This window comes from Mannheimia haemolytica, assembly GCF_004342115.1.
GTDB lineage: Bacteria > Pseudomonadota > Gammaproteobacteria > Enterobacterales > Pasteurellaceae > Mannheimia > Mannheimia haemolytica.
The window spans coordinates 21376-35202 of record NZ_SMAC01000015.1 but is presented as its reverse complement, the minus strand read 5'-3'; the positions used below and the strand labels follow the sequence as shown (position 1 = coordinate 35202).

The window sequence follows — 13827 nt, the reverse complement described above, 5'->3', positions numbered from 1 at the left end:
CATAAGGCAACCGATTGCGTTAGGTAACAGCAATTTGCAAATTTTTGACTTTTTCTGACCGCTTGTTTTAACTCAGACTGATTAAGGTGTAAAATACGCCACAATTTAAGCAAAAGGACAGACTGATGGTACAAAAACCACTTAACCACTATTTAGAAATGCAGGAGCATTTTTTATATGTTCCCTATTTACACCATCACCGCCGCATTCGGGTACTATTGCCGAAGGATTATCACAACGAAGGTTGGGAACGTTATCCGGTGTTATATATGCACGACGGGCAAAATGTGTTTTACAGCAAAGAGTCTTATTCGGGGCATTCTTGGAAAATTATTCCAACCATTAAATCACACCAAGAATTACCGAAGATGATTATTGTCGGCATTGATAACGCAGGAGCTAATCGCTTAAATGAATACGGCCCGTGGAAAACAACCACCGGCTCAACCCCTGAAACCCGAAATGCCGGAGGCTTAGGGGAGGAATATGCCAAATGGGTGGTGGAAACGGTTAAACCCTTTATTGATATTCACTATCGCACCAAGCCTCAGCAAGAACATACCTTATTGGCAGGCAGTTCAATGGGTGGCATTATCACCGCTTATATGGGCAGCCGCTACCCACATATTTTCGGGCATTTAGGGGTGTTTTCGCTTGCCTCTTGGTTTAGTGAGCCGGATTTTCTGCGTTTTACGCACCAATATCCGTTACAACCCAATACCAAAGTGTTTATTCAGGTTGGCACTAACGAAGGCGATGAAATCGATTCGCACTTTATCTCTAATACGAACCAAACCTATATTGATTGTTCGCTCAATTACTACCAAGCACTGATTCGGATTGGCGTGCCGTTAGACAATATCCGCCTGCGGATTATGGCAAATGAAATCCACCACGAAATGCACTGGGCAGATCACTTTGTGGAATTTTTACATTTTTCACTGCTGCGCAAGTAATGGATAAAGGTAATCATATCTACATTACACAATTCTGAAAAAACAAAACCCCGATGTTTCCATCGGGGTTTGTTGAACTTGAAGTTCTGACAAAATAAATCAAAAATTATTTGATTTCTACTTTCGCGCCAGCTTCTTCTAATTCTTTCTTAAGTGCTTCAGCTTCTGCTTTAGAGATGCCTTCTTTTAATGCAGCTGGAGCTGATTCTACTAAGTCTTTAGCTTCTTTTAAGCCTAAACCTGTTGCACCACGTACTGCTTTGATTACAGCAACTTTGTTTGCACCAGCTTCTGCTAATACTACATCAAACTCAGTTTTCTCTTCTGCTGCCGCTGCGCCTGCTGCTGGAGCTGCTGCTACTGCTGCCGCTGCTGAAACACCGAATTTTTCTTCCATCGCAGTGATTAATTCAACGATTTCTGATACTGATTTAGAAGCAATCGCTTCAATGATTTGTTCGTTAGTTAATGACATAACAATCGATTCCTAAAGTAAAATAAGTTGTTAAACGAATAAAGAAGAGTGCTTAAAATTAAGCTGCTGCTTCCATTTGATCGCGTAATGCTGCAAGAGTGCGAACAAGTTTGCCTGCCGCAGCTTCTTTCATTGTGCCCATTAAACGTGCAATTGCTTCTTCGTAAGTTGGTAAGGTTGCTAAGAATGCAACATCTTGTTTTTTACCTTCAAAGGCTGCACCTTTAAGTTCAAACTCTTTGTTTGTTTTCGCAAATTCAGTGAATAAACGTGCTGCTGCACCTGGGTGTTCATTTGAGAATGCGATAAGAGTCGGACCGGTAAACGTATCTGTTAAGCACTCGAACTCGGTGCCTTCCACTGCACGACGTAATAAAGTATTACGTACAACTTGCATTGTCACACCAGCTTCACGAGCTGCTTTACGTAACTCAGTCATTTTTTCAACTGTTACACCGCGAGAATCCGCAACAACAGCTGAAAGTGCACCTTTGGCAGCTTCGTTTACTTCAGCAACAATCGCTTGTTTGTCTTGAAGATTTAATGCCATTGGTTTTAGCTCCTGATACACTCTGCCTTTTCAAGCAGAATTTACAAAAAATCCCAAAAATATTACCGCTTGCATTGCTACAAACTGCAATCTTCTTTGAGCCTAAGGTGTCCAGAAGCAGAGAATTCTGTCTGTTCACCATCTATGTAGGATTATTAAGTTTTCACCCCTACAGTCTTAGACGGGGCTTAGATAGGCTAAGCACCATCAGCTTGCTCTCGCAAGTTAAGGTCGCAAATTATACAGATAATCTGCGACCCTGTAAAGCACAAAATCAAACTTAATCGCCAATTTCTGCTTTACCAACAACTTCCGCCAATGCCTTCAACCGTGCATCAGACTTCGCTACAAACGGGTTGTTTTCGTCCCAAGCGTAGCAAGCGAGAATAGAGGAGATCATTTGGCGGATTTCTGGTTGCGGATTGCGGGCGTAGATCACTTTGCGTTCGCCGTTGAAGATTTTGCTGTTGTCTTGGGGAATGTCATTGATGTCCATACGTTTTCCGATGATTGTTGGACGGGAATAGCCCCCGTCCCTACGATTTTACGAATTTACCACCGCTTCCAAAAGCATAAAACAAGACGAAAAACGCCCGCTTTCCGGCACATAGCAGAGGATTTTTTGTCCCTGTTTGAGATCGTGGGTGCGGATAAATTCATCGAGCATAATGTAGATCGAGGCTGACCCAGTGTTGCCTTTGGTAGTCAGGTTGGTGAACCATTTTTCCTGTGGGATCAGGAAATTGATCCGCTGTAAACCTTCCAATAATTTATCTCGGAAGGAACCGGACGAGTAGTGCGGCAGGAAGTAGTCAATCTCTTCAGCGTTGAGCTTGTATTTCGGGATAATCCGCTCCAATGCTTTTTCCACCGTGTATTTGACGATGTTTTCGTTGAGCAGTTTGACATCTTGTTTCACCGCCATTGCCGAGCATTCGGCACGTTGGGCTTCGCTCATTGCTTTCCAGCCGGTGTAGTTGCCGTCAATAAATTCCGCACCGGCGTACATACAAACCGGCATTTCGTTAGCGTAAGAGACCAGATCGATCCAGTGAATTTTGAGGCTCAACCCTTTTTCGTTCGGCTGATTGGCAAGCAATACCGCCCCTGCACCGTCTGAGAGCATCCAACGCAGGAAATCTTTCTCAAAACCGATCTCAGGGCGAGCATCGTCCAGTTTTTTATGATCGATTTCGGCACGGAAATGTTCACTGCGCATAATGGCGGAGGCGGTTTCGGAAGCCGTTGCAATCGCAGCACGATGCTCACCGATGCGTACGGCATTATAGGCGTGCTTCATCGCTGCCATTCCCGCCACGCACACACCGGCAGTGGTCAGCACTTCCATCGGTTCGGCATCAAGCAAGCCGTGTACCATCACCCCCTGCCCCGGCATAATTTGGTCGGGGTAAGATGTCCCCACCGCCAAGCAAGTCGCTGATGTTGCAGAATTTCCCAATTTTTTGACCGCTTGCACCGCCAACTCGGTACTGCTGTGAGTCGCTTGGCGGGTTATCGGGTCAATGGCATAATAACGATATTGAATACCGTTAGAACGCAAAATCATCTTCCGCACTCGGGAAGGCGTTTCCCCCACCATTCCCAACACCGCTTCCATTGCATCGTTGGACACAGGGGCGTTGGGTAAAAAGGCGGAGGTGTTGGTGATATAGACGTTAGATAGCATAAAGTTTCCGTGTAGGGTACGTTTACTCGCCCGAAGGCTCGGCAAAATACCGTTTTTGTTTTTCTAATTTTTCTTTCAGCAGTGGGCGTAATAGCCGTTTAATCACCGTTGAAATCGGGACGACGGTTAAAATTAACGTCACTAAAAAGAGGATGTAAAAATAGAGTACCGCTTGGCGTAAGTGCGGTGAAATTTGACCGCACTTGATCAGTAATTTGCCCCAAAGGTGGAAACTTCTCGCACCGACTTTTTCGCTCATCATCAATTTTTCGTCAATTTTGACCGCTTGCATTTGGCGGAAAAGGGTGCTGTCAAGCGGTTGGTTTTGGCTAAAAATGTGCAAAAGTTTTGCCCCGAAGCGTTTTACATCTTCCATTTCGCTTTCGGCAATGCCAGCGCTCGGCAGCTTGCCGATTTTTTTCTTGCCGGTCAGCATCCAAAGCGGTGTGGTGATAAAACTCGCCCAGTCGTTAGATTGATCCACTTTGACCACGTTGCCAATGAGCTTCGCCTCACTCTCGGCAAGCAGTTTTTTCACTTTTTCCTGCGCCATCAGCCACATATTGCGACAGCCGATCAGCGTGATGACGGGCGTATCCTTCAACACTTTTTTTGCCTGTTCACTCTGTAAAAAAGCGGTAATCGGCTGGCTGGGGGAGAGAAACCACACGGAATAGGCGATGATCACCAAATCGTATATTTCGTGCTGAAAGGGCAGAGGCTCAATCGGCGGCGGTGTGAGGTGGACGGTTTCGGGGAAGGTGTTAAAAAAACGCATAAACCGCCACGGAAACGGGTATTCCTGTTGCGGTTTGATTGCGAGTTTTTCCACAAAAACGCCCGCTTGTTCAAGCGGTTGTACAAAATTTTCTGCCAAACGGGTGAGTTGCCCGGTTTGGGAGTAATAAACTAATAATATCTTTTTCATTATTTGAAAACGGTTATTTCCAACGTTTAAAAATCAATGAGGTATTCATACCGCCGAAGGCGAAATTGTTGTTCATCACATAATCGGTGTGGATTTCCCGTCCGTCACCTTGAAGGTAATCCAAGTCGCCACAGCGTTCATCGACATTTTCTAAATTCAGTGTTGGGGCGAACCAGCCGTCTCGCATCATTTCAATGCTGAACCAGCTTTCCAATGCACCACACGCACCGAGCGTATGCCCTAAGTAGCTTTTTTGCGAGCTGAGCGGAATTTTGCCGAACACCGCTGTGGTGGCTTGAGTTTCGGCAATGTCGCCCTGCTCGGTGGCCGTGCCGTGTCCGTTTACATAGCCGACTTGGTTCGGTTGAATACCGGCATCTTTAAGGGCAAGTTCCATACAGCGTTGCATTGTGGTGGCTTGTGGGCGGGTGACGTGGGAACCGTCACTGTTTGCACCGTAGCCCACCACTTCGGCGATAATGTTTGCCCCTCGTGCTAACGCGTGTTCCAGCTCTTCCAATACGAACATTCCCGCTCCCTCGCCGATCACTAAGCCGTCTCGGTCTTTGTCATAGGGGCGTGGCGTGCCTTTTGGGTTGTCGTTGCGGCGGCTGGCAGCATAGAGGCTGTCGAAGACATAGACTTCGGAGGCACAAAATTCTTCTCCACCGCCGGCAAGCATCATCGGGATCATACCGTATTTAATGGCTTCGTAAGCGTAACCGATACCTTGGCTGCCCGAGGAGCAAGCGCTGGAAGTCGGGATAATCCGCCCTGTCAGCCCGAAGAAAATGCCAATATTGGCAGCGGTGGTGTGGGGCATCATTCGCACATAGGTGTTGGCATTGAAACCGTCCGATTTGCCGGTCATCAGCAATTCGGCGGCATCTTTGATGTCATTGGTAGAGCCTGTGGACGAGCCACACGCCACGCCCATTCGCCCGTCTTTTAGCCAGTCGAAAATCACGCCGTTTTCGTCCAACAAACCGGCCTGTGCTAAAGCCCGCTCGCTGGCCTCCACCACAAATTGCGACACTCGCCCAAGGCTGCGCAACTGCTTGCGGTTCCAATGTTTCGGCGGTTGATAGCCGTGAATTTCCGCCCACTCTTTACCAAAAGCGGTAACCGCACCAATTCCGGTGATGACGACTCGTTTCATATTTATCTCTTTTTGGCTTCGGGCGGGTACTGGATCCGCCCCTACGAATTATTATCCTAAAGTTAACACAACCCACCATTCACAGCGATGACTTGGCGTGTGATGTAAGCGGCTTTTTCATCCATTAAAAACGCAACGGCGTGTGCCACTTCATCAGGATCGCCCATTCGTCCTGCGGGGATCATTTTGAGAATTTCTTCGATTGGGACGTTTTCGTCCAGAATATCGGTATCAATCAAGCCGGGCGCCACGCAGTTTACCGTGATTTTACGTTTGGCAAGCTCGATGGCGAGTGCTTTTGCCGCACCAATAATGCCGGCTTTTGAAGCGCTGTAATTGACCTGCCCACGGTTGCCGATCAAGCCGGAAACCGAGGTGATACAGACAATCCTGCCTGCTTTACGGCGACGGATCATCGGCATCATAATCGGGTGCAGGACATTATAAAAACCGTCTAAATTGGTACGCAACACGCTATCCCAATCCTCATCGGTTAAAGCAGGAAAGGCGTTATCACGGGTAAGCCCTGCATTTAGCACCACGCCGTAATAGGCACCATGTTGTTCCACATCTGCCTCTAAAATCGACCGCACTTTTTCACGATCCGCCACATCAAACTGTAACACTCTGGCATTTTTTCCGAGATTTCTGACCGCTTGTGCCACCGCTTCCGCTTCTTCCACACGAGAACGGCAATGTACCACAATATCAAACCCTTGTTGTGCAAGGGTTAAAGCAATCGCTTTACCGATACCACGGCTTGAGCCGGTGATGAGAACTGTATTATTCATCTTATATTTCCTACTATTTCTTGAGTGTGTAGTATTGGGTTGGATCTTTTGGACTTAAGCCGTGCCAAGTGAGAATATTTTTTTGTTCTAAACTTTTTAATATTCTACGAGATAATTCTTTACTCCGATCTAATATCTCACTAGCAATCTTTACAGTAATCATTTCATTTTCATATAAATATTGCAGGATAGTAACTTCATTTTTATTTAATGTCGCCATAATATCCTGCGTAAAAATTTCTTCTATTCGTTCTAATGCCCTTAATGTCCGATGTTCAATATTATTTTCTAAAATCAGTCTGACCGCATTTTCATTGGGTTCAAAGTAAGAAGGTGTATTAAGTTGGTAAGCGTTCATTTCCTCCGCCATACGATTAACACCTTCATTCAGCTCTTTGACCCAACCAAATTCATACAGCACTCGTGCAATCTTCGGATTGCGTGAAAAACGGGTATAGTACATATTTTCAAGCGTCACAGGGCGAGGTAATCCACCCGGACTAAAAATTTCCAAACGGTCATCAAACATCGAAATGCGAATGCAGTCCCCTTGATTACTGTAACTACGGTGTGCAATCGCATTGACAATACCTTCTAACCAAGCAAATTCTGGATACTCATCAATTTTTGTGAATTGCCCGTTTTCATCTAAACGTTGGAACTCTCGTAATTGGCTTTTTAATACTGCCTTAGCACTCTCCAATAACTTAGGAATAGGCTCTTCAAGCATAAATTCTTTGACGACATTAAAAGTTCTACCGGTCAGAGGTGCTTTACCTTCATACCGCAAAAAACGCAAACGGGCATTAGGAAAATAACGTGTCGGGTTATTCCCAAATAGCAAAATACAGGCATTCGTAATTTGCCCTTCTTTGTTAATTAAATCTCGGGCTTTCAGAATCTCTTCTATTGAGCGATCTGTGTGTAATTTCTGTCGATACTGTTCTAATAAATCCATATCCAGATCAGTAAAATCAGCGCGTGCTATCGGTTGCTCTTCAAAAGCACGCTGCCCTTTTTCGTACTCTAATTGCAAACGTTGTTCAAAATTGAGTTCCAAAGTTTGATCTTTTGAGCGTAGAAAAACCCGATCATCGTGAGAGGTAATCGCCCTCCCACTCGAAGCTGTAACTTCAAATAATAAGACAAAATCCGCTAAACCTCGACTATTTACCACCTCAATTTGCTGATAGGTCACCGGTATCGGCATTTTTTGTAAATTGTGCAGAGCGTGGATAAATTCTTCCGGCTGATGGGCTTTTTGGTAGTTAAAACCGGTAATTTCGCCATTATCTTCAATACCAATAACTAATAAACCGCCGTCTGCATTCGCAAAACCAATCAAATGCCGCAAAATCTCTTTCGGTTCTTTTCTCGCACTTTTGCGATCAAAGGATTTATCTTCTTTGCGAGTACAAAGATGTTGAATGTCATAGGCCTCTTGCATAACGAATTTCCTACCAACTACTACCAACTACTACCAACTACTACCAACTACTACTTACTACTACCAACTCTATTTCGGACTAAACACATTCAGCGCCCCTTCTAAAAGCACTTGGTTGTCGGCTAAATCGATCAGTTGGCAGTCGAATACGCCGAAGCCGGTGGCATCTTGAATAGACATTTTGATCTGAATTTGTAGCTGTGAGCCAATCGGGATTTCTTGGCGGTGGAGGTGCAGTTTGCGAGTGCCGAGCAGGTAGCCTAAGCGAACTGGTTCGCCGGCTTGTGTGGCAATACAGCCAGCCCACGCCGCCACGCCTTGTGCCATAATTTCAATGCTGGCGTAGGTGGCAAGTTTTCCGTGTTTGATCAGCGGATTGTCAGGGCGAATATTGGTTTCAGCGGTCAAAAAATCCTCACCGAATGCGGTAATGCGGTCGAGTAGGATCATATTGCCACTGTGAGGAACCAATGGTGCAATTTGTTCGATAGGGAAGGTGAATTTATGCATCGCTTTCTCCCAAAATCAGTACGCTGTTATTGCCGCCAAAGGCAAAAGAGCTGCTTGCGCCAATCCGTCTGCCTGCTGCCCAACGGCTCTGTTCATAGGTGATCGCAATGTTCGGCAGGTTTTCGTCCGCTTGTTTATCCCATAATTGCGCAGGGAGCTTGCCGGTCGGGTTGTGTTGGCGACAGAGCATTCCCCACAAAATTGCCGCTTCCACCGCACCGGCAGCCCCAAGGGTATGCCCGGTGTAGGGTTTGGTGGTAGTGCAAGCGGTCTGATTACCGAAGATTTTTGCCACAGCGAGGCTTTCCATTTGATCGTTATGAAGCGTCCCTGTGCCGTGCAGGTTGATCCAGCCGATGTCGGCTGCGTCTAAATCAGCATTGTGCAGGGCATTTTGGAAAGCGGAAATTGCCCCTTCCCCTTCGGGGTGAGGTGAGGACATATGGTAAGCGTCCGAGCTGGAACCATAACCCAGTAACTGAATGCGATGTTCGTCCAGTGGTTCACGGCTCATCACAAACACCGCTGCGCCTTCGCCGATGTTAATGCCGTTACGGTTAGCGGAAAATGGGTTGGTTTGTTGGTTTGATAACACTTCCAGCGAGCTAAATCCGCTGATAGTTAAAGGCGAAAGGGTATCCACACCACCGCAAATCACCGCATCGCACAAGCCGGCTTTCAGTAAACGGGCAGCAGAAATTAACGCTCTTGCCCCTGAGGTGCAGGCGGTGGAAATGCCGTAACTCAGCCCCGTTAAGCCATACACTTCGGCAACGAAATCAGACGGCGCAGAGAAGAGAATTTGCTGTTGATTAAACTGCTCGGTGGCATAATCGCCCTGCACACCGGCTTTGAAGACGGGAATATTTTCATCGGCGCCGGTAGTGGACGTGCCGATGATCACCGCAATCCGCTCACGCCCGAATTGCTCGATACAAGCGGTAATTTTCGGCTCAATTTCTGCAAGGGCGTGCCATAGCAGTTGGTTATTGCGGCTGCGGTGTTCAATAGATAGTTCAACAGGAAAATCACGCAATCTAGCAGAGACTTGCCCTAGAAATTTCGGTGAACTATTTGAAATATTATGTCGTAAATAAGGCTGTGAAGTCGTATCTAAAGGAGATACTTTCGCATTAATTAAAACATTCAAATGCTCCACGATGCCATATCCAATCGGACTGGTGATGGCGGGCTCTGATAAATATAGTGTCATTATTATTTATTCCAGTATTATTGTGTAATGGCACTAAAATTATAAAATTCATATTCAAGTGATTCAAGCATAGAGGTTCAAGTTTTCGCTTATTCCCCCAATATTTCCACTTTCCATTTACTGCTATCTGGTAGCCAAATCGTAAATTGGGATTTTTCCCTCTCAATTTTCCAACCTTTATCTAAATAAAAAGGTGGAGAATGAGGGTTTAATGCATTGACTAAAGCTGTAAATAATAGCTGTGCCTGCTTATTTGGCATTACAAAGCCATCTGGCTCCCAACCTTTTTTAGTAAGCCATACTCTGGCAATAGGAGCACCTAAAGGATCAGTTTGAATCCAACGCCATTTATTTTCATAAAATTGAATTAGAAGCAAACTTTGCTGGCCATTATTTTCAACTTTAAAGGATTTTACAGATTCAACCTGTGGCGGTAATTGCTTAATTTGAGGTAATACAGTACAAGCACTAAGCAAAAAAATAAAGCAAAAAGATAATAATCTTAACATTCGTACCTAAAGAAAAAGACCGTAGAGTATTAACACTACGGTCTTTTGATTCTATTAAAAATTAAAGTGATGCTTGATCAACCGCAACACCAGCACCCATTGTAGTAGAGATGCTTACTTTCTTGATGAAGATACCTTTTGCTGTTGTTGGTTTTGCTTTTGTTAAAGCAGCTAACAATGCGTTTAAGTTATCTTTTAATTGTTCAGCTGAGAAGTCTGCTTTACCGATAGTAGTGTGGATAATACCGTTTTTGTCGTTACGGTAGCGGATCTGACCAGATTTCGCATTTTTAACCGCTTCTGCAACGTTTGGTGTTACTGTACCTACTTTCGGGTTTGGCATTAAGCCGCGTGGACCTAATACTTGACCTAATTGACCTACAACACGCATTGCATCTGGAGAAGCGATAACAACATCAAAGTTCATTTCGCCTTTCTTGATTTGCTCTGCAAGATCTTCCATACCCACTAAGTCAGCACCCGCTGCTTTTGCTGCTTCTGCGTTTGCACCTTGTGTAAACACAGCAACACGAGCGGTACGGCCTGTACCGTGTGGTAATACGGTTGCACCACGCACGTTTTGGTCTGATTTACGAGAATCGATACCTAAGTTTACAGCAACGTCCACGCTCTCAACGAATTTAGCGGTTGCGAATTTTTTTAACACTTCAACTGCTTCGTTGATGTCATAAGCTTTAGTAGAATCTACGCCAGCTTTAATTGCTTTCATTTTTTTAGTCAATTTAGCCATTGTATTATTCCTCTACGATTAAGCCCATTGAGCGAGCTGTACCAGCGATTGATTTCATTTTGGTTTCGATAGTCGCACCAGTCATATCTGCTGCTTTAGTTTCAGCGATTTGACGGATTTGCTCTTGAGTTACTGTACCCACTTTATCTTTGTTCGGTTTACCAGAACCAGATTTGATACCTACCGCTTTTTTCAGTAACACTGCCGCCGGTGGAGTTTTGGTAACGAATGTGAAAGATTTATCAGCGTAAACTGTGATAACAACCGGAATCGGTAAACCTTTCTCTAAGCTCTCAGTACGAGCGTTGAATGCTTTACAGAATTCCATAATGTTAACACCTTGTTGACCTAATGCAGGACCAACCGGTGGTGATGGGTTAGCCATACCCGCTGCAACTTGCAGTTTAACGTAGGCTTGGACTTTTTTTGCCATTTTAATTTTCCTCTAAATGGGTGATAACGCTGAAAATCAGCTCCCCTGTTACATAAAAAATACGAGTCAGCAGGCTGGCTCGTAATAGGTCGCAAATTTTAAAGAATTTGCGACTATTTTTCAAGCAAAACTTTCGCTTTGTTGAATAAATCTTGTTACAAGCGGTCTTTTTTCCGCTGAATTTTGCACAAAATTGAGAAAAATAACCGCTTGTGTGTGAAATTAATTGAAATTAGCTCTGCTTTTCCACTTGACTGAATTCTAATTCTACCGGTGTCGCACGACCAAAAATCGACACCGATACTTTTAAGCGACCTTTTTCGTAATCCACTTCTTCGACCGTACCGGAGAAATCTGCAAACGGACCTTCTGTAACCAAAATGCTTTCGCCCGGTTGGAATTCTTTTCTGTGGCGTGGTTTTTCCGCTGTTTCTTGTACACGGTTTAGAATGCGGTCTGCTTCACGTTTGGTAATTGGTGCGGGGCGATCTGCCGTACCACCAATAAAGCCCATTACACGAGGCACACTTTTCACTAAATGCCAAGTATCGTCATTCATTTCCATTTCAACCAATACATAACCTGGGAAGAATTTACGCTCGGTTTTACGGCGTTTACCGCCCACATTTTCAACGACTTCTTCGGTTGGCACTAATACTTCACCAAACTGCTCTTCCATTTTGTGAAGCTTAATGTATTCACGCAATGTTACTGCCACACGGTTTTCAAAGCCTGAAAACGCTTGTAATACATACCAGCGTTTTGAGCCATTTTCTTTCACTTCTACTTCACTCATTTTAGAACCTTAAACTTGTTACAAATGTAATTAATGCGACGATGATTGAGTCAATACCCCATAAAACCAAGGAAACTACTACGCACATTGCCAATACAATCAAGGTGGTTTGTGTTGCTTCAGGGCGTGTCGGCCAAATAATTTTGCGTAGTTCGGTTCGAGACTCTTTAATAAAATGAATTGCCTTTTGCCCCTGATTTGTAATTGCCGCTAGTGCAACAGCACCAACTAGCAACACCACCAATAAAAGCACTCGAACAATTAATGAAAAATGAGATGAAAAATAGGCATTACCTACCGCAGCAACTGCTAAAAATACAATCGCAACCAGCCATAATGCTGTATTTGCACCTTTGCTTTTCCCCCCTTTTTGTTCGACTTGCTCGGGGGTTTTTGTTTTAATCTCAGTAGCCATATATAACCTAAAAAATGAATAAAAAAATCAGAAATTATTTTAAAGCGTTAAATTCTATCATTTTCTACAAGACTTGCCACGATCTTTTATAGATTTTTATGCAAAATCAATATTATGCGGTGCTATCACGAATCACTAGCTTAGTCGGTAATTTAACAATCATCTCTTCTGCTGATAAGGTTTTACCACTCAAAAGAGTAAGTAGTTGTTTACCTGCTATTTTTCCCATTTGCTCGTAAGGGATCGCAATGGTTGTCAATTTAGGGTAGGAAATACTCCCCACTTCTAAACCACCTAAACCGGCAATCGCAAGATCTTTTGGAATGCTCATATGTCGGCGTAATGCTTCATATAATGCTCCGCAAGCCAATTCATCGGATAAAAAAACCAATGCATCTATTGCTTCCCAATTTAGAAGGGCTTCAGTCAACAAAGTTGCTCCTGCCGAAAACGAAATATCCTCTACTACGTGGTGGATTTTTAAAGGAGAAATATGATGTGCAAATAAAGTCGTATGCCAACTTTCTAAATATTGTTTGAAGATGGATAAATCTTGCTTCGCCGATAACAATCCAATCTCTCGATAGCCTTTTTTCACCAAAAAATGGATCATTTTCTCCATTGCTTCGTGGCTATCAATTCCAACACTGAGATGAATCGGTTCTTTTTTTATCGCACCTATTTCTACGGTAGGGATATTGCTGTTTTTAATCCACTCACGGACATTAGGAGGGCAATCTAAATTCAAAAACACTATCGCTTGAGGAGCATGATTAATCAGTTCTTGAAACCAAGATTCTTGATCAGCGATCAAAATCACCATTTGCAATGCGGAATCCGCCACGCTTTTGCGTAATGCCGATAAAATTAAGGTATTTTCCGTTGAGCTAATCGACGTCGTCACAATGACCAAATTATGTGATTCTGCAGAAGCTAATTGCCGAGCAGAAAAATGCGGAATATATCCTAGTTCAATGATTGCCTCTTCAATCCGTTTACGTAGTGGCTCCGACACCATTTCTGGTGTACGCAAAGCACGAGATACCGTCATCTGCCCAACACCAACAACTTTGGCTACATCAGCTAAAGTGACTCTGCCCGAAGATCTTCGATTTCTACTTGTTCCATTTGCCATACTATTTTCCTAATTGTTCCATATTATAGGGCTAAATCCTTAATTTTCCTATTTAGAAAGAACAGAGCAAAA

At 44.2% G+C, this 13827-nt stretch carries 17 protein-coding genes; 1 reads left to right on the top strand and 16 read right to left on the bottom strand.

The annotated features are described in order from the left end of the window. Window positions 1–125 precede the first annotated feature (125 nt). Complete coding sequence (locus EDC41_RS06985) at window positions 126–956, top strand: alpha/beta hydrolase (RefSeq protein WP_006251930.1); 831 nt, start codon at window positions 126–128, stop codon at window positions 954–956. A 106-nt stretch (window positions 957–1062) separates the two neighbouring features. Here EDC41_RS06985 and rplL read toward each other — a convergent pair whose 3' ends face one another. The 16 genes from rplL to EDC41_RS06905 form a co-directional block, all read right to left on the bottom strand. Next, on the bottom strand, window positions 1063–1431 hold the full coding sequence (gene rplL / locus EDC41_RS06980) for a 50S ribosomal protein L7/L12 (protein WP_006248748.1): 369 nt from the start codon (window positions 1429–1431) through the stop codon (window positions 1063–1065). Between the two features lie 58 nt (window positions 1432–1489). Then, complete coding sequence (gene rplJ / locus EDC41_RS06975) at window positions 1490–1981, bottom strand: 50S ribosomal protein L10 (RefSeq protein WP_006248749.1); 492 nt, start codon at window positions 1979–1981, stop codon at window positions 1490–1492. 280 nt (window positions 1982–2261) lie between these two features. Beyond that, a complete protein-coding gene (locus EDC41_RS06970) occupies window positions 2262–2477 on the bottom strand; it encodes a hypothetical protein (protein WP_006252593.1) in 216 nt (71 codons plus the stop codon). A gap of 48 nt (window positions 2478–2525) precedes the next feature. Beyond that, complete coding sequence (locus EDC41_RS06965) at window positions 2526–3668, bottom strand: beta-ketoacyl-ACP synthase III (protein ID WP_006252594.1); 1143 nt, start codon at window positions 3666–3668, stop codon at window positions 2526–2528. 22 nt (window positions 3669–3690) lie between these two features. Beyond that, window positions 3691–4596, bottom strand: coding sequence for a flavodoxin family protein (locus EDC41_RS06960; protein ID WP_006251927.1), 906 nt, complete (start codon window positions 4594–4596; stop codon window positions 3691–3693). 13 nt (window positions 4597–4609) lie between these two features. Continuing rightward, entirely contained in the window at window positions 4610–5755 is a 1146-nt protein-coding gene (locus EDC41_RS06955; RefSeq protein ID WP_006251926.1) for a beta-ketoacyl-ACP synthase, read from the bottom strand. A 62-nt stretch (window positions 5756–5817) separates the two neighbouring features. Then, the gene (fabG, locus tag EDC41_RS06950; protein ID WP_006251925.1) at window positions 5818–6546 is read right to left on the bottom strand and encodes a 3-oxoacyl-ACP reductase FabG; all 729 of its coding nucleotides are present in this window, start codon (window positions 6544–6546) and stop codon (window positions 5818–5820) included. A 13-nt stretch (window positions 6547–6559) separates the two neighbouring features. Continuing rightward, window positions 6560–7993, bottom strand: coding sequence for an ATP-binding protein (locus EDC41_RS06945; RefSeq protein ID WP_006251924.1), 1434 nt, complete (start codon window positions 7991–7993; stop codon window positions 6560–6562). 69 nt (window positions 7994–8062) lie between these two features. Further along, entirely contained in the window at window positions 8063–8503 is a 441-nt protein-coding gene (locus EDC41_RS06940; protein ID WP_006251923.1) for a hotdog family protein, read from the bottom strand. Next, window positions 8496–9719, bottom strand: coding sequence for a beta-ketoacyl-ACP synthase (locus EDC41_RS06935; RefSeq protein WP_172459178.1), 1224 nt, complete (start codon window positions 9717–9719; stop codon window positions 8496–8498). The genes EDC41_RS06940 and EDC41_RS06935 overlap by 8 nt, the downstream gene beginning before the upstream one ends. Window positions 9720–9805: 86 nt before the next feature. Beyond that, a complete protein-coding gene (locus EDC41_RS06930; protein WP_006248756.1) occupies window positions 9806–10225 on the bottom strand; it encodes a hypothetical protein in 420 nt (139 codons plus the stop codon). 61 nt (window positions 10226–10286) lie between these two features. Beyond that, window positions 10287–10976: a 50S ribosomal protein L1 gene (gene rplA / locus EDC41_RS06925; RefSeq protein WP_006248757.1), complete on the bottom strand. Its 690-nt coding sequence runs from the start codon at window positions 10974–10976 to the stop codon at window positions 10287–10289. 4 nt (window positions 10977–10980) lie between these two features. After that, a complete protein-coding gene (gene rplK, locus EDC41_RS06920; RefSeq protein WP_006248758.1) occupies window positions 10981–11409 on the bottom strand; it encodes a 50S ribosomal protein L11 in 429 nt (142 codons plus the stop codon). A gap of 232 nt (window positions 11410–11641) precedes the next feature. Further along, a complete protein-coding gene (gene nusG / locus EDC41_RS06915) occupies window positions 11642–12205 on the bottom strand; it encodes a transcription termination/antitermination protein NusG (RefSeq protein ID WP_006248760.1) in 564 nt (187 codons plus the stop codon). A gap of 1 nt (window position 12206) precedes the next feature. Beyond that, a complete protein-coding gene (gene secE / locus EDC41_RS06910) occupies window positions 12207–12620 on the bottom strand; it encodes a preprotein translocase subunit SecE (RefSeq protein ID WP_006248761.1) in 414 nt (137 codons plus the stop codon). Between the two features lie 112 nt (window positions 12621–12732). Then, on the bottom strand, window positions 12733–13755 hold the full coding sequence (locus tag EDC41_RS06905) for a LacI family DNA-binding transcriptional regulator (protein WP_006251921.1): 1023 nt from the start codon (window positions 13753–13755) through the stop codon (window positions 12733–12735). Window positions 13756–13827: the final 72 nt, after the last annotated feature.